The following is a 20,168-nucleotide window of genomic DNA, read 5'->3' on the forward strand; positions in this document are numbered from 1 at the left end:
AGAATACCTTATTCAACATTCGATGTTGAACGTTCGATGTTCGACGTTCCTTTCTTTCAGCAACCCTTCCTCAGTCCATCTGGTGCAATAATAACTTGTCACTTATGCCCCTTTATCCTACACCATTCTTTCTATCTCGCTTAACTTCTTCTCAAGTCGCTTTTGGGAAACCGGAATGGCCGTTTTCAATTCCTGGGCAAAAAGAGAGACTTTATACTCTTCAATTAACCAGAAGTACTCTTCGACGGCCTTTTTCTTTTCTTTTGATACCAAAGGCGAAAGGCCTTTAAGCAGATCATTCAGGCTGTCGGTAACAACCTTTAATTCTTTTGCTTTTGCCTTCTGTTTTTCAAAATTCATCACTGCCCTTTGTGCACGGATTTCTACCGCCTTTATGTATCTTGCCAGATGAACAAACCGCTTGGCGTCGTATAGATCTAAAAAATTTTGCGGCACAAGTCTTGCCAGTTCTTCTTTTAAGTCGCCTAAAAAAGAAAGGACCTCTTGATGAATCCTGTCGCCTCTTTCAAGGCGGTAAATCGAAGATCTTGTGTTATAATATGCCTCAAGAACCGGTATGGCGGACTCTAATAATTTCCTGCCTGCTGAAATGATAACCGGTTTTACTGCTTCGGCATGGGAATAAAAGGCTTTTTCAGTCCTCAAATTTTTTTGAAACAGCTGTTTGGTCACGCGTGCGTATAGCCTTTTTACAAAACGCCTTGCGCCACCGAAATAATCGGCATAATGAACCGCCTCTGGCGGAATCACCAGATTTTTCTTTAAAAATTTTAAATCTTTGGCAAAGTAAATGGCATAAAGACCAGCAACCCCTTCTTTATGTAATTTGATCGCCTTATCATGGTCGTAGAAAAGACGGAGATTTACGCTTCTTGCTGTTTTGGAATCGATTTCAAGTCCCGGGTGCGCAGTCCAGGTCCCCTTGTTTTTTATCTTTACCTCAATTTTTTCCGGAAGGTCTCCAAAATCCCACCTGGTGATACCGGTCTTTTCCCATTTTTGTCCGGCAGTTCCAAGTTCATCCGGACGGATACTTCCGGCAAAATTTTGGCAGAGAATAGTTTTTTCTCTACTGCAAACCAGTTCTTCGCCGTTAGTGCCCGTAATCGATATGCGCATCTTGAGATGATCAGGAAGCACATCCTCATCCCATGCCGCAGCCGGGATATCAACGCCAAAGTGCTCATAGATAAACTGTCCGAGAGCGGTTATCAGAGAATGATTGCTTTTGGGCATGTGCCTGATAACTGTATCAACCGTATCGGTCACAGGGACAAGCTGTTTTCGGTATGTTTTGGGAAGCCCCTTTATCAGAGCAGTGATCTTTTCTTGGTAAAGGCCGGGAACCAGCCAATCCACAGTTTCGGGGGAAACCACAGGCGCAATGGATGAGGGAATTTTAACGGTGACACCATCATCAGCCTTTCCCGGATTAAACTGATAAAGACATTCAAACGAGTTATTTCCCATATCAATACAATTGGGAAAATGAGAAAGTTCATTTTCATCCGGTGAATAAAGGAAAAGATCTTCCCTGCTCATTTGCAGAAAGTTATCACCACCCTTTTTCTTTAATCGTTTCCGCAGGGTTCGCATATCATATATTCCGCTCAGCCTTTCTTGATAAAACTCGATTATCTCCTGATCGCCGACCAGCATATCTCTTCGCCTGAGCCTGTTTTCCATGTCTTTAATTTCATCAATCAATCTTTGGTTATGCTTCATGAAATCAAAAGATCGTCTCATGTCGCCTTCCACAAGTGCGCTGCGAATAAAAATCTCAGCTGCCTCTTCCCGATTGACCTTTCCATATGAAACCGGTCTGCCAGGTTCAAGGATCAGTCCGAAAAGGCTGACCTGTTCAAAGGCCACCACTTCACCCCGATTTCTTTCCCAATGAGGGCTCAGATATGTATATTTACATTGATCTCCGCCCAGAACTTCCAGCCAGCTGTTATCTATATTTGCCACCGTCCTGGCAAAGAGTCTGGATGTTTCCACCATTTCTGCTGCCACGATCCATGTTTTCGACCTGTTGAACAGTCCGGAACCGGGAAAAATCATCACCTCTTTTCCTTTGGCGGCCTGAAAAAAGTTTTTCTCCTTTTTTAGCGCAATATTGGAAAGGAAACCGCTTAAAATCGATTTGTGAACCGCATTGTAAAAAGGAGTAAATATCTCCTGCCGGTCTTTCCCATGCTTATTCTGCTCTGGTGGTAAAACATTCTTTTTGTCTTTCCCCTTTAATCGGTTTTCTTCCAGGATGGCTGAAATCTGTGAATGAATGTCTCGCCATTCTCTCATCCGCTTAAAAGACAAATAATGGTCCCTGCAATATTTTTTCATCCGGTTGGCACTTTTTACTTGCCGCCAGGTACGGTGATAAGTCTCCCAGATATTCAGGAAAGCTATAAAATCGGATGCTGGATCGGTAAATTGCAAATGCGCTTCATCAGCTTCCCTGGCCTTTTCTGTCGGCCGTTCACGGGGGTCCTGTATACTTAAAACAGATGCAATAACAGTGACTTCTTTCAAGCACCCTTCTAGCTGAGCTTCCAGGAGCATTCGTGACAACCTGGGATCGATGGGAATCTTAGACATCAACGTTCCCTTTTCAGTGAGATTAAAACGGTGGGTGCCTTTTTTATACCCTCTTCCATGCTCTTTGCTGATTGCTCCAAGTTCTAAAAGAAGATCAAACCCATCTTTAATACTCTTTTTGGCCGGTCGGTCGATAAAAGGAAAATCGGATATGTCACCCAGATTCAGAGCAATCATCCTTAAAATGACCTGTGCAAGGTTTGATCTGAGTATCTCCGGAAGGGTAAAGAGGGGACGGGAAAGAAAATCTTTTTCTGAATAAAGACGAATACAAATGCCGTTTTCCACACGACCGCATCTGCCTTTTCTCTGGTCGGCACTGCTTCTAGATATCGACATTACAGGAAGCGCGGTGGTTCTGGATCGCGGGCTGTACTGTGAGATTCTTGCAAGCCCTGTATCGACCACATACTTGATACCCGGTATGGTAATTGAAGTTTCGGCAACATTGGTTGCCACCACGATTTTTCTGCCGGGAGGGCGTGAAAAAATTCTTGACTGTTCAGATGCCGGAAGTCTTGCAAACAGAGGATAGATAAAGGCATTGTTATAATTTCTTCCTTCAAGCAGTTCGCATGTTTCACGGATATCCTGCTCTGTCGGCATAAACACAAGGATGTCGCCGTACGGACCTTCCTTGTTTATTGTGTCAACCGCATCTGCCGCCATTTCGACATGGGTGAGATCGTTTTTTTCTTCCGATTTTTGTTTTTTTAACTCCAGATCAGTCGGCAAATATCGAACATCAACAGGAAACATACGACCTGACACTTCAATGACCGGTGCAGCATCAAAGGCTTTGGAAAATTTCTCCGTGTCAATGGTGGCCGATGTAATGATCAGCTTCAGGTCTTTTCTTCTTTTTTTAACCAGTTTTTTTAAAATTCCCAGCACAAAATCGATATTCAGACTTCGCTCATGTGCTTCATCAACGATGATGGTATCGTATTCGTTAAGATCCGGGTCACTGAGGGTTTCGGCAAGAAGAATGCCGTCGGTCATAATCTTAATATAAGAATCATGGCGGGTTTTATCTTTAAAACGTATTTTATAGCCCACCGATCTGCCGATTTTTTCTCCCAGTTCTGCGGCAACGCGATGGGCCACCGTTACAGCGGCGATTCTTCTGGGTTGGGTACAGCCGATTTTACCGGTGATGCCTCTTTGGGCCGCAAGACAAAATTTGGGTATCTGGGTGGTTTTTCCCGAGCCTGTCTCACCTGATATGATCACCACCTGATTGTTGGAAATGGCAGTTATAATGTCATCTTTTCTATCCGTGATCGGCAAGGACGGGTTATAAGAAAACCGGGGCAGGTTTTGTTTCCGCCATTTTCTTTTCTTGATTGATATGTTAGACTTTTTTAGACGGCTTTTCATTTTCATGCTTTCGTGATAAAAATCTCTTATAATCAATATTTTTACTGTTTTTATTGTCGAATACAACACTTTTTTCAATAATAAATGATGAGTTGATTCGTATCGAGGATGTGAATAGAGACGGCTATATTCACACCTGATCTTATATGTTAGGCGCCATCAGGGCATCATTTTCGGTAAAAAGAGGTGCTAAATTTGACTATCATTATATCCCTTAAAAAATAGCATTTTTTAAACAAAAGGAGAAAATCATGAATTTTGTAATTATCGGCGGGGATGCAGCGGGTATGAGTGCGGCAAGCAGGGCAAAGAGAACCATGCCTGATTTAAAGGTGACTGTTTTGGAAAAAACCAAGGATGTATCATACAGCGCATGCGGGATGCCGTACAATATTGCCGAACCGCACAGGAAAATTGACGATCTGGTGGTCAGGCATGCCCATGTTTTCAGGGAAAAGCAGGATATTAACCTTTTGACCGGTCATTGTGTGGATCATATCGATCCTGCCGGGAAAACCGTGGGCGGTGTTTCTGAAGACAACCAAAGATTTGAACTTCCCTATGATAAACTTCTCATTGCCACCGGTGCATCGCCGATTATTCCTGATCTGCCCGGTTTTGACCTCCCCGGCGTTCTGGGCTTAAAAAGTCTGGAAGACGGCAGAAAGATCAAGCAGTTTTTAAAAGACCGCTCTGTGAAAAAGGTGATCGTAATCGGCATGGGATATATTGCCCTTGAAATGGCCGAAGCGTTGCGTGCCCGAGATATTGAAGTGGACATGGTGAAACCTCGCCCCGTTTTTTTACCGTGGCTGGATGAACAGATGGCACAGGTGATAAAAAAGGAGTTGGAATCCAATCAGGTTGCCATGTATCCCGGACATAAGGTGGAAAGAATCGAACAGTCAACCACAGGGAGGCTATCGGTGGTATGCCCTGATCTGACGCTGGAAGGAGATATGGTGCTCGTCGCCATCGGTGTCACTCCGAACAGTGATATGGCTCAAAGAGCAGGAATAGAGCTTGGTATACAGAAATCGGTTGCGGTGGACAGGAGGCTGAGGACCTCGCATGAAAACATATACGCTGCCGGTGATTGCGCCGATGCCTTTCATGTGGTTACAGACCGAAAAGCCTGGATTCCGCTGGCTTTAAGGGCAAACCGCGCGGGATGGGCAGTTGCAGATAATGTTTGCGGAAAGGATGTTCAGCTTCCCGGTATTGCCGGAACATCGGTTTTCAAGGTTTTTGAGCTAGAAGTGGCTCGAACCGGCCTGAGTATGCAAGAGGGCGAAAAGGCCGGATTCGACCCTGTTGAAGTTATCATTAAAACCCGTTCCCGTGCCCACGCCCATCCCGGTTCATCAACCATCTGGCTGCGGATGACAGCAGACAAAAAAACCGGTCGCCTCCTTGGCGTTCAGATGTTAGGCAAGGAAGGGGTGGCACATAGAATCAATGCTCCTGCGGTGGCGCTTCACGGCCATATGACTGTCGAACTGTTCGGTCAGGCGGACCTGGCATATGCGCCACCCTTTAGCCCGGTATGGGATCCTTTGCTGACCACAGCCAATCAGTTGCTTAAAAAATTTTAAGCCACAAATGAACACCAATGGAAAAGATCTTCTTCCGGCATTTATAATTTGACAATTTTTATGTTTTTTTTTAAAAATAAAGACATTTAACTTCCCGCCCAATTTTAAAAGCAGTTAGAAAAAACCTGAAATTTCTTTTGTAAAAGAATGAAAAAACCAAGATTCCAGAAACAAGCGATTATGCTGCGGGTGTTGTACGCACTTTTACCGGTGCTTCTGGTGGCGATTTACTACTTCGGGTGGCGGATCCTTGCGATTATGGCGGTTTCTTTAATTTTTGCCTTTGTGACCGAATGGACGATGGCTTCTTATCGAAATGGCAAAGTGAGCTATGCCTGTTTTGTAACCGCCAGCCTCTATGGATTATCATTGCCACCGACCACACCGTTTTGGATCACAGCAGTGGGAGCAGTAGTGGCAATCCTTTTTGGCAAAGAAGTTTTTGGTGGATTCGGAAAAAATGTTTTTAATCCGGCCGTTGTGGGCAGAGCTTTTGTTTATGTTTGCTTTCCGGTTGAATTAACTTCTCAATTCGTGCTGGCTTTTCACGGATTTCCCGGTGGATTTGCCCACTGGAGCTTTACTGCCTTGCATAAAACTCCAACCTATTTGGTCGAACAGGGTGTTAAAATGGTTGATGCCATTAGTGCTGCAACACCCATGTGGTCAAGGCGCGACTATGGGATTACCACGGATCTAATGAACTTGGTTGCCGGCAATATCGGCGAGGTTGTCTCCCATGCGGGTAACCCATATGTGATTGCCGCCGGATCAGCGGGTGAGGGATGTGCCATTGTTATTTTGCTCTCGGCTATCTACATGTTCTATACAAAAACCGCTCAGTATCGCCTGTTCGCCGGCACCATTATCGGCGCCATGTTTTTAAATATCCTGTTGAGAAACATCCTCGGCCTTGAGAAGGTCCCCCCTCTCTGGTTTACGCTGTTTTCCGGAGCCCTTCTTTACGCCGCAGTCTTTATGGTAACCGATCCGGTTTCCGCACCAAAAAGTAAAACGTCTCAGTGGATATACTCCATATTTATCGGTATGATGATTGTGCTGTTTCGGTATAAAGCAGTGTTTGCCGGGGGGGTTGCCTTTTCCATCCTGCTGGGGAACATGCTGGCACCATCACTGGATCTCTGGTTAAAGCGATACCAAAAACATAAAGCAAAGGTCTCTGCACCATGAATAAAAAAAGCCCATTATATATTATAGGCTTCATGGTGGTGGTTTGTGTGGTCTTCGGTACGGGTGTATCCGTGGTGCATAATGCCACCCGGGACATGCTGGAAAAGAACAAAAGGTTTCATCTGAACCGAATCATATGCCGGGCATTTTTAATCACCTCCATGGATGAATCGCCAGAAGCATATGCCGAGGCTATCGCCAAACAGATTCAGATAGCACAAAATCTGGAAGGTGACCGGGTTAGAAATCTTTATAGACAAATCGATGTTGAAAACAAGGTGGTCGCCGTGGGCTTTGATTTTAGCGGCATGGGATTTTGGGATCGTATCAACGGCATTATTGTTTTTACGCCGGATTTAGAAAAAATTATCAATATCCAGTTTTTTGATCACAAAGAGACCCCCGGACTAGGCGCGCGTATTGAGGAAAAATGGTTTACCGATCAATTTAAAGGCATTCGCGTTGCCTGGGATAAAGCCGTTCCAGACCGGGTAATCTTCGGAGCGGCTTCTGCAGGAAGCACGGATTATCAGATAGATGCCATTACCGGTGCCACCCAGACCTCCATGGCGCTGAAACGATTTTTAAACCAGGAACTGGAACGTATTCGTACATTCAAACTGGAAAAATCTGGCTGGCTTGAGTCAGTCAGCAAAAAAGATAAAAAGCAATTCTAACACCATGGGCGCAAAAAAAATATTCACGCAGGGTCTTTTTAGCGACAATCCAATCTATCGCCAGGTTTTGGGTATTTGTTCAGCGCTGGCCGTAACCAACCTTCTTGCCAACACCCTTTTCATGTGTTTTGGCGTCATTTTTACCACTACATTTTCCAATGTAACGGTTTCTCTGCTGAGGAATTACATCCCTCAGAGAATACGGATGATCGTCCAAGTTCTCATTATTGCAAGCTATGTCATGATGGTCGATATCATCATCAAGGCCCTAGCACCGGAAATCCATCGATTTATCGGCCCTTATGTGGGGCTGATCATTACCAACTGTATTATTATGGGGCGTGCCGAAGCATTTGCCAGTAGCCACAAACCCCTTCCATCACTCTTGGACGGTATGGCCTGCGGGCTGGGGTATTCCATGGTATTGATTACGATTGCCGTGGTTCGTGAAATGTTGGGGTTTGGCACCATCCTCGGCTATTCGCTGCCTGGAAAGGAAATCTGGTGGCACCAATGGACGATTATGGTCATGCCGCCGGGTGCATTTTTCATGCTGGCTATCGTCACCTGGATTGCCAGAGCAAAATTTGAACCCAAAGAAGAGATTTCATAAATTCAAATTAATGGACATTTTAAACACAGGCATATTTCAAAACTTTCTGCTGATTCTCATATCAGCGGCACTTACGGATAACATTTTACTGGCCCGTTTTCTCGGAATGTGCTCCTGTTTAGGGGTATCCAAAAAAGTGGATACCAGTATCGGCTTAGGCGCGGCGGTCATTTTTGTTACCGCCTGTACTTCAGCAATCAATTTCCTGGTGTATGAATTTTTGCTGGTTCCCCTCGAATTGGCGTATTTGAAGCTTATCGTTTTTATCATTGTTATCGCTGGCTTCGTTCAGTTTGTGGAAATGGTGATAGAACGCCTATCAATGAAGCTTTATAGTGCTTTAGGTATTTTTCTTCCATTGATAACGGTCAACTGTGCCATTTTAGGAACCTCACTTTTTATGCTCAATAAACCCTATAACCTGTTTGAGGCATTTACATTCGGTTTGGGAGCTGGTTTGGGTTGGTTTATTGCCATTACCATCGTAGGTGGAATACGTGAAAGGATAAACGAAGCCGCTGTTCCTAAGGGATTAGAAGGTCCGGGAATTACTTTAATTGTTATCGGTATCATGGCGCTTGGGTTTGTGGGATTTTCCGGAATGATCAAAATTTAATCATGCAGGCGATATGCTATATGCAGTCATAATATCTGTGGTTTTTCTGTCGACATGCGGCGCTTTACTGGCATCTCTGCTGGTCATTGCTGAAAAAAAGATTCTTAATTATGGACCTTGTGAAATTGATATCAATGATAGTAATCGGCAATTGACGGTGGAAGGCGGTGTGCCCCTTTTATCCGCCCTGGCTGAAAACAGTATTTATATACCGTCCGCCTGCGGTGGAAAAGGAAGCTGCGCATATTGTAAACTGAAGGTTAAAGAAGGGGCCGGATTTGTCGGGCCGATTGAAGCCCCGCATCTGACACCCGAGGAATTAAAAACAGGTGTACGGCTATCCTGCCAGGTTAAAATCCGCAATAATCTTCGTATTGAAATCCCCGAAGCGCTTTTTTCCGTAAGGCACTACCGCGCAAGGCTCATCAGCAAAACAATGCTAACCTATGATATTGTAGGACTGCGCATCGAGCTCATCGAACCCCGAACAATTGATTTCTTGGCGGGTCAATATATACAACTTGAATCCGAAGAATATAAAGGTAGAGAAGCCGTCATGCGTGCCTATTCCATTTCTTCAGCACCGTCTGATAACCGGCACATTGAAATTATGATTCGAAAGGTTCCCGAAGGGATATGCACCACTTGGGTATTTGACCATCTTAAGGAAGGTAAGGATCTATATTTTTCAGGCCCCTATGGTGAATTTCATTTGACGGATACGGATGCACCGATTATTTTTATTGCCGGTGGAAGCGGTATGGCCCCCATCTGGGGCATTTTGCAAGATATGATTGAAAAAGGGATTCAACGAGAAACAAGTTACTTCTTTGGCGCCCTCACCCAGAAAGACCTGTTTTATACAAAAGAACTGGACAAGCTGTCCCGCGAACAGGATTGGTTCACCTTTATACCCGCTCTCTCAAGAGAGGCTGAAAATTCGGATTGGCAGGGAGAACGGGGATTAATTACAGACATTGTGAAAAGGTATTTTCCGGACACATCCTCGCACGAAGCGTATTTATGTGGATCTCCGGGTATGATCGACGCATGCGTCTCTGTGCTTAAATCGGGGGGAATGCCTGAAAATAAAATTTATTATGATAAATTTGCTTAGGTGTTGATTTTAATATGAAAAAAAGTCCTCAGGAACAGACCCTTTTAAAAAATTTGCGGCCGTCAAAATTTTCCGCAGAAGGTTTTATCGGACATGATTCCCGGCCCATCGATGAAATTATCTCTGCTGATCTGAGAAAACTTGACCAGTTGGGCATTTCCATTCAAATTATGGTTGAAGCGTTAGAATCAGCCTATCAAAAGGCAAAACAGGCTATGGGGGGTGAAATTGAAATTCAACCCGGCGTATTCGCGTCCTTTTTCGAGTCGAGAGGAAAAGTTCCTTCTCCTTTTAAAGGAGAAGGTGTTTTTGAGAAGGGTGAAGCCGTTGTTTGCGAAAAAAAATCTGGCCAACGAATGATTATAACCCAATTGGGAATCGCACTTATCAAAAAACATCATTTTTTTCAAGGAGTAGGAAGCCGCTATCGCATCAATCCGGAGCTAGCGGCCCAATTGCTTGCATTGATTCCACCCAACTCTCAGCTCGAATGATCTATCGAACCACTCAAAAGCGACCCAAATGCGTTTAGCAATGTTCCTGAATTTTGCTAAAGACAAATTGCAGTATCAAAGACTTGTTTTATAAAAAAATTTGTGAAGATTCGTGTTAATCTGTGGCTAAAAAATAAAAAAGGAATAACAAAATGAAAACCTATAGAAAAGAACTGTTATTTGAGATACCCACCAGACGGGCGTTTATCAACATTACTCCACAGGTTGAGGATTGTTTGAAAGAAAGCAATATCACCGAGGGGCTGATACTGGTAAACGCCATGCACATCACTGCGTCTGTTTTTATCAACGATGATGAATCGGGTCTCCATCACGACTACGATGTATGGCTTGAAAAACTGGCTCCCCATGAACCGGTATCATCCTACCGACACAATGTGGGTGAAGACAATGCAGATGCACATATGAAAAGGCAAATAATGGGTCGTGAAGTGGTGGTGGCTGTAACGGAAGGCCAACTCGATTTCGGAACCTGGGAGAGAATATTTTACGGTGAATTTGATGGCAGAAGGCAAAAAAGGGTACTGGTAAAAATAATCGGAGAATGAGAAGCTTCAATGCTTTTCAATGTAAAATAAAAGCAACCGCCGCTTATTGAAATTCATTTTAAAATGATTATAATAAGTTATACACTGTGATCGGAACGTTATAAACCCATGATTTCAATAAAAACAGATCACCACATTTGGTAAAATAGAATGGATTCCGATCTGTGGTGAAATTGTGAAATCCACATACTATTTTCAGTTTTTTACCAACTTATTACCATCTATGAACCAACAGGAGGAAACAAATGGCCTATGATTTTAATGCCGCTGAAATCTTCGAAGTGGCAATTCGAATTGAAGAAAATGGGGCCGCCTTTTACCGTAAAGCTGCCCAGTTGCAAGCAGATGCATCCAACCAAGATTTTTTAGGAAAATTGGCGTCCATGGAAGATGTCCATAAGGTCACATTCGTTGAGATGAAAGACCGTATCACTGAAGCGGAAAAAAGCCAAACCGTATTCGATCCCCATGGCGAGCTGTCACTTTATCTGTCCTCAATGGCAGATTCCCACGGTGGGGAGGGTAGTCCTGCTGCAGCCGATTCCCTTACCGGTAAAGAAACCATGGAGGAAATCATATCCATTGCCATCGGTCTTGAGAAAAATTCAATCCTCTTTTACCTGGGTCTCAGGGACATGGTACCCCCGAAATTGGGCCGGGAAAAAATAGACGATATCATCAGGGAAGAACGGAAACACATCGCACAGCTGACCACCCTTCATAGAAAAATAGTGGCCGAATAGCCGGGCCTAAAAAGTGTCTTCCTAGTTATGCTTGGGCACCAAAGATGTCTATAAAAACAGTGCCTCTGAGTTCTGCTTTGAGTGTAATGCTGGTCCTTAAAACAACGCATCAACTTTTATTGAAAAACAGAAAACACCATTTTGGACCCTAATACGCCGAAACCCGGCACAACTTATTTGAGCAGTCATTTCGCTGGCAGCTACAGACTGTTAATTAAATCCACGGTCAGAAATGTTGGTAACGACTTAACTATAGAATAAGACATCGCACATATTGATTATGCAGGTAATTTGTTTTGCTTTTACTTAAAGGGAGTTGGAAAATTCATTCCCAGATTGTGCGTTATAACGATAATTTTATAAATGACTCAAGTTTCGCACCCCTGATTTCCGCCGTGGTTAAGACGGTAAGGGGTAAAAATAACATTTTTAAAGCGAAATCAATTTGCTGTATTTTGCAAACGGCACCGAACGAATCCTCACATTGGATCAGGCGCATTAAAGATACAACATATTGGTTTGAATAGAGGATTAAGCATCCATGTTATATGTATGGATGGGCGCCGGCGTTAAAATCACGGAAAGTATATTTCGCTTTTAAAATTTATTTTTATCCCTTATCGTCTATGCCGTTGAATAAACGCAAGGATGCAAAACTTGAGTAAATGATATTTAAGGATTCTGTTTGTGCCTGAACTGCCGGAAGTGGAAACTTTAGTTGAGGAATTAAAACCCCATGTGGTGGGAGAAACAATCCGTAACATAAGCATCTTTAGATCCCTTCCGATCCTACCCCTCAAAGCTAAAGAATTCATTCGGGCGGTTGAATTCAGAAAAATTGTAGATGTGACGCGCCGTGCAAAATACTTGATTTTTCATTTAACACCTGAGTTGTGCCTGTTAGCGCATTTGAGAATGACCGGAAAATTTATTCTCACCAATCACTTGCAATCCCCGGGAAAATACCACCGGATTTGGTTATCCTTGGGGAAAAACAAGCTGTTGGTGTTTGAAGACATTCGATGTCTGGGAAAAATGGAATTGGTTAAAAATTTAGCAACCTGCCAAAAATTAAACCGACTGGGGCCAGAACCGCTGTCGAAAAAACTAAATGCTTCCTACTTTAACAAATGCTGTAATGAAACCATTCGCCCCATCAAGGCTGTTTTAATGGATCAAGGCAAAATTGCCGGAATTGGTAATATTTATGCCTCAGAAATTCTTTTCCATGCAGGCATCCATCCTGAACGCCAAGCAAAGTTTCTCACCCACATGGAAAGAAAGCAAATTATCCATGCGATAAAAACAATTCTTAAGAAAGCCATTCAACTACAGGGCACTTCGGTTTCTGACTTTCGACGTGTGGATAATAAAATGGGAAAATTTCAAAATTTCTTAAATGTATATGGTAAAACAGCTCAGCCGTGTCCGAAGTGCGATCACCCCATTCAACGAATCGTCCAATACCAACGCAGCACATTTTTCTGTCCTCAATGCCAACGATGACCCCGACATTGGTTTTTTTCTCCTGATTTTTCATTTTGAAATCAGATGTCTGGTCTTTTTATCTAATTTCTGCCATCAGGCCGTTTTTTTTCTTATTTGCCGAGGCGGATTTAATCGGGCAAGATTCGGCAGAAAAAAATATAACTGTTTCGATTCACACCTTCAACTCCAACCGTCGCTTTAAGAATTTATGCTCCACCGTAGATAAGGGGTGCGAAACTTGAGTTATAATTAAGGGTTGTATTTTTTTAAGATGTTTATTAAATATTTAAGCTATATGGAGGGGTTTAATGCGGGACGATAATGAAAAGGACTATCTCCTTAAGGTTATAGATACATTTCAAAAAAGACTCATTGTAGTTTCACCGGAATTTAAGATCCTGGCTGCCAGTCATGGGACCGATGGAAAACCCAGAACTGAAATTATCGGGAAACAGTGCCACCAGGTCTTTCATAATCGTTCATCTCCATGTATCAACTGTGCCGTTAAAGAAGCATCTAAGACAGGCAAGCCGGCCTTAATGCCCAAACCGGACGATTCTCTAGATTTAAGCCGGATGCCATGTTACTATTCCTATCCTATCTATTCCGGAAAAGACATTGAAGCCTTTGTAAGTATAGATTTTGATCTGCCGGCCATTGGCGGGCTCGAAGAAAAGATGAAACAGTCCAATGCGCTTCTGCGGAATCTTATCCTCAGTGCGGTTGACGGTGTCATTGCCGCAGACAAAAAAGGCAAAATCCTCATTTTTAACGAGACGGCATCGGAGGTTTTTGGCTACACTGAAGATGAAGCTCTCAATCTTCTTAATATCAGGGATATTTATCCGGATAACTTAGAATATGAGGTGATGAAAAAACTCCGAAACACTGAAAACAGCGGAAAGGGAAAACTCAGATCATATCAGGTGAATGTGCTCTCTAAAAACGGCGAAACCATTCCGATCAGCTTAAATGCTTCAATCGTCTATGAAGGTAAAAAGGAAGTGGCCACCATCGGTTTTTTCCACGATTTACGGGAAGAACTTAAAATAAAAGACGAAATGGAAAAGATCCAGCTTCAACTCATGCAATCGGAAAAAATGTCTTCCCTCGGTAAACTGGCAGCAGGTGTGGCCCACCAGTTAAACAACCCCTTGGGAGGAATCACTCTCTTCACCAAGCTTGTCTTGGAGGAATACGACCTCGAAGAAGGAGCCAGGGATGATTTGCAACGCATTTTGAAAGATGCTGAAAGATGCCGCGATACCGTTAAAGAACTTCTTGAGTTTACCAGACAGACTCGAAATGTCATGCAGCCCCACGATATAAACAAATCTATTTCCAGAACCCTTTTTCTCCTTGAAAACCAGACCCTCTTCCATAATATCGAAATAGAGAAGCAGATGGCTTCTTCACTTCCTCCTATTATGGCTGATACCCAGCAATTGAATCATATGTTTATGAACCTGATCATAAATGCGGCCCAGGCAATGGAGGGAAAGGGAAAACTGACTTTGGAAACCTGCAGGTCGCGACAGGAAAAGTGGATTAAAATAACCATATCAGACACCGGTCCGGGAATACCCGGAGATATATTACCCCATATTTTCGATCATTTTTTTACCACCAAAGAAGAAGGAAAAGGGACCGGTCTTGGACTCAGTATGGTATACGGAATTGTAGAAAACCACGGTGGAAAAATTATGGCCAAAAACAAGCCCGGTCAGGGCTCTATTTTTATCATCGAGTTTCCCATTGCAACTCAGAGCAATAAAGGAGATCAAATTGAAAGATAGTGTTGATACCACCCACATACTGGTTGTGGATGATGAAAAGGACATACGCGACGGATCTCAGCGAATTCTTTCCAAGATTGGTTTCCAAGTCGTGACCGCATCCCGTGGCGACGAAGCCCTCAATATCCTGGAAAGAGAAAAACCATCTATCGTTTTTCTCGATCTAAAAATGCCTGGCATGAGTGGAATGGAGGTTTTGGAGCGAATCAGGGAAATAGATGAAACCATACTGGTCATCATCATCACCGGATATGCAACGGTGGAAACGGCGACCAAAGCCATGAAACAGGGGGCTTATGATTTTATTTCCAAACCCTTTGACCCGGATCAAATGCGTATCGTGGTGAACCGTGCCTGGGAAAAAATTCGCCTGACCCGCGAGGCAGAAAAGCTGGAACGGGAAAGGAAAAGAACCCTGCTGGATCTGCACACCGAAAAAAGCCGTATCCATACCATTCTTGAATCTTTTCCCAATGGGGCCATGGTGACCAACACCAGAGGACAGGTGGTTCTGATGAATCCGGCTTTTCGGCAACTCCTCGAAATAGACTCTGATTTGAAACCGGGTAACCCCATAGAAGACTATATGCCGGACCAAAGCCTTTGCAATCTTGTTAAGGAAATTTCCCAGGGCAAACATATCGATTATGATGATATCCCGGATTATGAGTTTGCTCTCTCAGACAAAAAATATCTTCTGGCAAAAGCCCAGCCGGTACTGGGCGAAAAACAAGAATGCCTGGGTGCGGTGGTAAATGTAATGGATATCTCAGATATGAAGGTGCTGGATCAGCTTAAATCGGAATTCGTGGCAAAGGTTTCCCACGAACTTCGATCTCCCCTGTCAACCATCCATGAACAACTGGCGCTCGTTATCAGGGACATGGTGGGAAAAACAACCATGGATGACCAGCACATACTCACCCGTGCCAAGGAAAAGACCCAGGGATTGATCGCTCTGATAGGCGATCTGCTCGATCTCTCCCGCATCGAGGAAGGGATTATTTGTCACCAGCCGCAACCGGTAAAATTGGAAGAAACCCTGAAAAATATAGTGGATTTTCTGCAAACCCGTGCAAAGAGCAAGAAACAGTCTTTAATCCTGAATCTTCCCAAAGATCCTGTTCCTTCACTGATAGCCGACCCCATTGCCCTGGAAAGCATATTTGGCAACCTGATTGCCAATGCCATCAGTTATACCCATAAAAACGGAAAAATAAAAATAGATGTTGACCTGGCAGGGATAAACATCCGTGTAAGGATTAAGGATAACGGATTTGGCATCGCAGATAAACACCTTGAAAAGATATTTGAAAGGTTCTACAGGGTCAAAGATGAAAACACCAGGTATATTACCGGTACAGGACTCGGCCTTCCCATAGTAAAAGGACTGGTGGATTCTTTGAACGGTTTTATCGAGGTGGAAAGCACTCCCGGAAAAGGAACCGTTTTCACCGTTCTTCTCCCGGTAAAAGAGTAATTCAGGCCTTTTAAATTTTACGAATTTTCATCAAGTGCTTTGAGAAACTCCTTCGGTGGGACTTGGGTGCCTGTCCAGAGAGCAAAGGTTCGTCTTGCCTGAAAGGCAAGGGTGGAAAGACCGTCCATGAAACGAATATTTCTCGCTTTGGCCATATCCTGCCAAAAATTTTTTGTATGGCCATAGTTAAGATCCAACACAAGTTCGCATTGCGGAATTTCCAACCTTTCCACAACTGCAGCCAGTTCCGGTGATTCATCGATGCTGGAAACAGAAGTGGTATTGACCACAATATTGGCTGGAAACGGCCGATTCGGCAAATCGTAAATCGGCATCGCGTCTCCACTAAAACGATCGACTATTTCCAGGGCCTTTTCTTTTCTTCGGCCTGCAACCATAATGGAGTCTGTTCGAAGCCAGTTTAAAATAAATACAACTGATTTTGCTGCACCGCCTGTGCCAAAAACGAGAGCCTGCTTGCCTTCAACATCAAAATCCACTTCACTGAGGGCATCCATGAAACCGATTGCATTGGTGTTGTAACCTTTTAATATGTCTCCGTCACAAACGATGGTATTGACCGCGCCAATGATATTTGCTCCTTCGGAAAGAACATCAAGAAAAGGAATGACTTTCTCTTTATACGGTACGGTGATGTTTGCGCCTGCGATATTTAAAATTCGGATACTTTGAATGGCCTGTCCGATGTCTTCCGGTTTAACTGCAAAAGGTACATATCTTCCTTTTATACCTAATCGTTTCATTACCAAGGAAAACATGTCCGGCGATTTTAAACGAAAAGCCCGCTCATCACTTAATATGCAAAAAACCATCATTATACTCGATTCTCGATACTGGATGCTCGATGTTGGATACTCGTTGCTTGTTACTCGTTTGCCTTGCCACAGTGTCTTGTCAGGGCGTAGCTTGTAAAGCGCGAAGCCTGGTCGATTCTGGATTGAATATCGAGCATCTTCTTTTAAAGATTCAGTATTCAGCAAAGCCAGTTTGAGCGAAGCGAAAATCCCGCTGAAAGCGGGGTATCCAGTATCAATCATCGAGCATCCAGTATCCAGAAACCAGTATTAACCTTTTACTCAATTTCGAGTAGATCTTTAACGCTCCGGGTAATCTCTTCTGCAGACGCCGGTTTGGCAATATAGTCGTCCGCCTCCGTACTCATTCCATCCGCGTGTGAATAGCGTGTTGAAGTCACATGTGATGCGACAGCAGTCAGCAGGACAATGGGAATGTCACGGTATTTTTCATCCCCTTTCAGATCCGCACACATTTCATACCCGTCCTTTTCAGGCATCATTACATCAAGTACGATGGCATCAGGTGGATTGGCCTGTACCTTCTCCAGCCCCTCAACACCGTTATAGGCGATTTCAACCTCAAAGCCTTCCTTCTCCAGATTTCCCTGAACAATGGAAGCGAAATCAGGTTCATCATCGACCACCAGAATTCTCTTTTTTTCGCTCATGATATCCTCCCTGTTTTTTGTTTTATTAAACCCATAATCCGGAAAAACCGGAAACAAGCAGTTGTTTTTCTATGAAATTTTTCCGACAAAATACACCAGAATGACAGCCAAGATACTAGTCCACCTCAGGCCTGGGATACAGGCCCGCTTGTTCCACAATTTCAGGCACTTTTTCCTCCCACTCAATGGCCATAACGTGAAAACCGCGAACTCCTTCAACCTCTTTGAGTCGTTGGATTGCCTCAATACAGATCTTAATGCCTTCCTCAGCCTGTTTTTCCTTGGGGGTGTCCGCCAGACGTTTAACCACTTCGTCAGGTACGTCCATGCCGGGAACCCGGTTTTTCATATATCTGGCCATGCCGGCATTCTTCATCGGGGTCATTCCTGCCAGTATATAAACCTTTTCATGGAGTCCGCGGTCGCAAACCATCTTCATCCATTCCTCAAACTTATCAAGGTTGTATATGCACTGAGTCTGGATGAACTCAACACCTGCGGCAACCTTTTTCGCCAGCCGGGGCACACGGATCTCAAACGGATCGGCAAAAGGATTTGCGGCCGCTCCCACAAACATCTTCGGAGGACGCTTGATATCATCTCCCCCTAAGAACTTTCCTTCGTCCCGCATGTGCCGGACGGTTTGAATAAGTTGCATCGAATCAATATCATGAACATTCTGGCCTTGGGAGCAGTCCCCGAAGCTCTGATGATCACCTGAAAGGCAGAGAATATTGTTTATGTCAAAAGAAGCCGCTCCGAGAATGTCGCTCTGCAGGGCAATACGGTTCCGGTCGCGGGTAACCATCTGAAGCACCGGTTCCAGGCCAATCAGTTTAAGTCGAATACAGGCGGCCAGACTGCACATGCGTGTGACTGATGTCTGGTTGTCGGTAATATTGATTGCATCCACATGATCCTTGATCATATCGGCCTTGTTGATAATTACCTCTGGATCGCTTCCTCGCGGGGGGCCGCACTCGGAGGTAACGGCAAGATGCCCGGCGGCAAGAATTTTTTCTAGTTTACTCGGTGTCTTTGCTTTCATTGCTGCACATCCTCCCTTATCACTTTTCTGGGCCCACCGGCCCTTTCAGTTGACCAGTCTTTTATAGGGGTGATTTTTTCATAGTCATCCAGTTTTCCCAATGCCTTGAGACGGTCAATGATCAATTGCCAGGCACAGTCCAACTCCGGATTAATTTCACACTTTCCATTTGTTGAGCCGCCGCAGGGGCCGTTAAGGATCCTTTTGGCACAGCGGGAAACCGGGCAAATTCCGGCAGTACGTGCTAAAATGCACTCTCCGCAACCCTGGCACCTTTCAGTCCAGACACCCCGTTCTTCAGTCACACCCATAAAACATGTATTCACCCCCGGAAAAACAGGGGTGGTGTGATATTTTTCGGCCATGAACTGGACGCCGACCCCGCAGGCTAGAGAGACGACCGCATCGTACTGATCAATCACATCACGAACCTCTTCAAGGTATTCGTGATCGCATTGTCGTTCCAAAGTCCTTTCATCTATCCTGACTTCCCGGCCCTGGTTTAGAAAATACATTCTAAGAGCAGAAGATAGGACACCCACCTCCTTTTTTCCTCCTGCCTCGCAGACCGTCACACACTCGTTGCAACCTAAAATGAGGATTTTTTCTTTATCTTTGATTTCCTCAATAATCTCCTCAATCGGCTTTTTATCCGCGACAATCATAATACCTCTCTTTCATTCTAAATTGGAATTTGAAAATCTAAATTTATTTGATCTTTGAAAAATCTGCCTGCCAAAGGATCATTCATACAATCCGTCACCCAGGCTTCTGAATATCGGATTGCCTGAATGTGGCACATATCCAGCACTGTTATTGTTTCAAGCTGCCTTTTTCTTGGCCGATTTTATAGGATTTGGACCCAATTTTTGAATTCTTTTATCCATCTCCACCGCATATTCGGCAAACTTAGGACCTTCCCCTGACGACAGATTGTACATCTGTACCCGTTCTCCTCCGATACCGATAGCATCAAGAATTTGTTGCGCCTGCTCGACCCGTTTCCGGGCTCTGAAATTGCCGCTGTTATAGTGACAATCCCCTTCCATACACCCGACCACGTACACACCGTCCGCCCCTTTTTCAAATGCGCGCAGCATATGAAGAATATCCACCTTCCCGGTGCAAGGAACCAGGACGATCCTGATGTTTGTCGGATAACTCAATCGCATTGAACCTGCCAGGTCCGCTGCAGTGTAACCTCAGAAATTACAGCAAAATGCTATGATGATCGGTTCAAAATCTTTTCCCAT

Annotated in this window: 18 protein-coding genes; 12 read left to right on the forward strand and 6 right to left on the reverse strand. The window is 44.1% G+C overall.

All coding sequences use genetic code 11. The features are described 5' to 3' along the window. Nucleotides 1-117 precede the first annotated feature (117 nt). Complete coding sequence (hrpA, locus tag SWH54_15715; protein MDY6792709.1) at nt 118-4,002, reverse strand: ATP-dependent RNA helicase HrpA; 3,885 nt, start codon at nt 4,000-4,002, stop codon at nt 118-120. Nucleotides 4,003-4,253: 251 nt separating this feature from the next. Between hrpA and SWH54_15720 the strand changes: the two genes are divergently transcribed. From SWH54_15720 to SWH54_15775, 12 genes are all read left to right on the forward strand, one after another. Continuing rightward, the gene (locus tag SWH54_15720) at nt 4,254-5,597 is read left to right on the forward strand and encodes an FAD-dependent oxidoreductase (protein ID MDY6792710.1); all 1,344 of its coding nucleotides are present in this window, start codon (nt 4,254-4,256) and stop codon (nt 5,595-5,597) included. Between the two features lie 147 nt (nt 5,598-5,744). After that, entirely contained in the window at nt 5,745-6,788 is a 1,044-nt protein-coding gene (locus SWH54_15725; protein MDY6792711.1) for an RnfABCDGE type electron transport complex subunit D, read from the forward strand. Beyond that, complete coding sequence (locus SWH54_15730; protein ID MDY6792712.1) at nt 6,785-7,465, forward strand: FMN-binding protein; 681 nt, start codon at nt 6,785-6,787, stop codon at nt 7,463-7,465. The genes SWH54_15725 and SWH54_15730 overlap by 4 nt, the downstream gene beginning before the upstream one ends. 4 nt (nt 7,466-7,469) lie before the next feature. After that, nucleotides 7,470-8,078, forward strand: coding sequence for an electron transport complex subunit RsxE (gene rsxE, locus SWH54_15735; GenBank protein MDY6792713.1), 609 nt, complete (start codon nt 7,470-7,472; stop codon nt 8,076-8,078). A 10-nt stretch (nt 8,079-8,088) separates the two neighbouring features. Then, nucleotides 8,089-8,694, forward strand: coding sequence for an Rnf-Nqr domain containing protein (locus SWH54_15740; GenBank protein MDY6792714.1), 606 nt, complete (start codon nt 8,089-8,091; stop codon nt 8,692-8,694). 13 nt (nt 8,695-8,707) lie between these two features. Then, complete coding sequence (locus SWH54_15745) at nt 8,708-9,811, forward strand: FAD-binding oxidoreductase (GenBank protein ID MDY6792715.1); 1,104 nt, start codon at nt 8,708-8,710, stop codon at nt 9,809-9,811. Nucleotides 9,812-9,825: 14 nt separating this feature from the next. Next, nucleotides 9,826-10,305: a hypothetical protein gene (locus tag SWH54_15750; GenBank protein MDY6792716.1), complete on the forward strand. Its 480-nt coding sequence runs from the start codon at nt 9,826-9,828 to the stop codon at nt 10,303-10,305. A 152-nt stretch (nt 10,306-10,457) separates the two neighbouring features. Beyond that, on the forward strand, nt 10,458-10,874 hold the full coding sequence (locus SWH54_15755) for a secondary thiamine-phosphate synthase enzyme YjbQ (protein MDY6792717.1): 417 nt from the start codon (nt 10,458-10,460) through the stop codon (nt 10,872-10,874). A 245-nt stretch (nt 10,875-11,119) separates the two neighbouring features. Next, nucleotides 11,120-11,617 carry a ferritin family protein gene (locus tag SWH54_15760; GenBank protein MDY6792718.1) on the forward strand — a complete coding sequence of 166 codons (498 nt, stop codon included), beginning with the start codon at nt 11,120-11,122 and terminating at the stop codon, nt 11,615-11,617. Nucleotides 11,618-12,304: 687 nt separating this feature from the next. Further along, nucleotides 12,305-13,123, forward strand: a complete 819-nt coding sequence (gene mutM / locus SWH54_15765) for a bifunctional DNA-formamidopyrimidine glycosylase/DNA-(apurinic or apyrimidinic site) lyase (GenBank protein ID MDY6792719.1) — start codon at nt 12,305-12,307, stop codon at nt 13,121-13,123. A 290-nt stretch (nt 13,124-13,413) separates the two neighbouring features. Continuing rightward, nucleotides 13,414-14,901, forward strand: a complete 1,488-nt coding sequence (locus SWH54_15770; protein ID MDY6792720.1) for an ATP-binding protein — start codon at nt 13,414-13,416, stop codon at nt 14,899-14,901. Next, nucleotides 14,891-16,381, forward strand: coding sequence for a response regulator (locus SWH54_15775; protein ID MDY6792721.1), 1,491 nt, complete (start codon nt 14,891-14,893; stop codon nt 16,379-16,381). Before SWH54_15770 ends, SWH54_15775 begins: the two co-directional genes overlap by 11 nt. Nucleotides 16,382-16,398: 17 nt before the next feature. Here the strand turns inward: SWH54_15775 and SWH54_15780 are convergent, their stop codons facing one another. From SWH54_15780 to SWH54_15800, 5 genes are all read right to left on the reverse strand, one after another. Next, the gene (locus SWH54_15780) at nt 16,399-17,439 is read right to left on the reverse strand and encodes a shikimate dehydrogenase (GenBank protein MDY6792722.1); all 1,041 of its coding nucleotides are present in this window, start codon (nt 17,437-17,439) and stop codon (nt 16,399-16,401) included. 35 nt (nt 17,440-17,474) lie between these two features. Beyond that, on the reverse strand, nt 17,475-17,867 hold the full coding sequence (locus SWH54_15785) for a response regulator (protein ID MDY6792723.1): 393 nt from the start codon (nt 17,865-17,867) through the stop codon (nt 17,475-17,477). 115 nt (nt 17,868-17,982) lie between these two features. Further along, complete coding sequence (locus SWH54_15790; protein ID MDY6792724.1) at nt 17,983-18,915, reverse strand: methylenetetrahydrofolate reductase; 933 nt, start codon at nt 18,913-18,915, stop codon at nt 17,983-17,985. Beyond that, nucleotides 18,912-19,580, reverse strand: coding sequence for a methylenetetrahydrofolate reductase C-terminal domain-containing protein (locus tag SWH54_15795; protein ID MDY6792725.1), 669 nt, complete (start codon nt 19,578-19,580; stop codon nt 18,912-18,914). The genes SWH54_15790 and SWH54_15795 overlap by 4 nt, the downstream gene beginning before the upstream one ends. Before the next feature lie 156 nt (nt 19,581-19,736). After that, on the reverse strand, nt 19,737-20,168 hold the full coding sequence (locus SWH54_15800; protein ID MDY6792726.1) for a hydrogenase iron-sulfur subunit: 432 nt from the start codon (nt 20,166-20,168) through the stop codon (nt 19,737-19,739).

This window comes from Thermodesulfobacteriota bacterium, from assembly GCA_034189135.1.
Lineage (GTDB): Bacteria > Desulfobacterota > Desulfobacteria > Desulfobacterales > JAUWMJ01 > JAUWMJ01.

What these genes read in the sequence shown, in the direction of transcription:
- hrpA (MDY6792709.1), bottom strand. Translation starts at nt 4,002, where the DNA reads ATGAAAAGCCGTCTAAAAAAGTCTAACATATCAATCAAGAAAAGAAAA.
- SWH54_15720 (MDY6792710.1), top strand. Translation starts at nt 4,254, where the DNA reads ATGAATTTTGTAATTATCGGCGGGGATGCAGCGGGTATGAGTGCGGCA.
- SWH54_15725 (MDY6792711.1), top strand. Translation starts at nt 5,745, where the DNA reads ATGAAAAAACCAAGATTCCAGAAACAAGCGATTATGCTGCGGGTGTTG.
- SWH54_15730 (MDY6792712.1), top strand. Translation starts at nt 6,785, where the DNA reads ATGAATAAAAAAAGCCCATTATATATTATAGGCTTCATGGTGGTGGTT.
- rsxE (MDY6792713.1), top strand. Translation starts at nt 7,470, where the DNA reads ATGGGCGCAAAAAAAATATTCACGCAGGGTCTTTTTAGCGACAATCCA.
- SWH54_15740 (MDY6792714.1), top strand. Translation starts at nt 8,089, where the DNA reads ATGGACATTTTAAACACAGGCATATTTCAAAACTTTCTGCTGATTCTC.
- SWH54_15745 (MDY6792715.1), top strand. Translation starts at nt 8,708, where the DNA reads ATGCTATATGCAGTCATAATATCTGTGGTTTTTCTGTCGACATGCGGC.
- SWH54_15750 (MDY6792716.1), top strand. Translation starts at nt 9,826, where the DNA reads ATGAAAAAAAGTCCTCAGGAACAGACCCTTTTAAAAAATTTGCGGCCG.
- SWH54_15755 (MDY6792717.1), top strand. Translation starts at nt 10,458, where the DNA reads ATGAAAACCTATAGAAAAGAACTGTTATTTGAGATACCCACCAGACGG.
- SWH54_15760 (MDY6792718.1), top strand. Translation starts at nt 11,120, where the DNA reads ATGGCCTATGATTTTAATGCCGCTGAAATCTTCGAAGTGGCAATTCGA.
- SWH54_15770 (MDY6792720.1), top strand. Translation starts at nt 13,414, where the DNA reads ATGCGGGACGATAATGAAAAGGACTATCTCCTTAAGGTTATAGATACA.
- SWH54_15780 (MDY6792722.1), bottom strand. Translation starts at nt 17,439, where the DNA reads ATGATTGATACTGGATACCCCGCTTTCAGCGGGATTTTCGCTTCGCTC.
- SWH54_15785 (MDY6792723.1), bottom strand. Translation starts at nt 17,867, where the DNA reads ATGAGCGAAAAAAAGAGAATTCTGGTGGTCGATGATGAACCTGATTTC.
- SWH54_15790 (MDY6792724.1), bottom strand. Translation starts at nt 18,915, where the DNA reads ATGAAAGCAAAGACACCGAGTAAACTAGAAAAAATTCTTGCCGCCGGG.
- SWH54_15795 (MDY6792725.1), bottom strand. Translation starts at nt 19,580, where the DNA reads ATGATTGTCGCGGATAAAAAGCCGATTGAGGAGATTATTGAGGAAATC.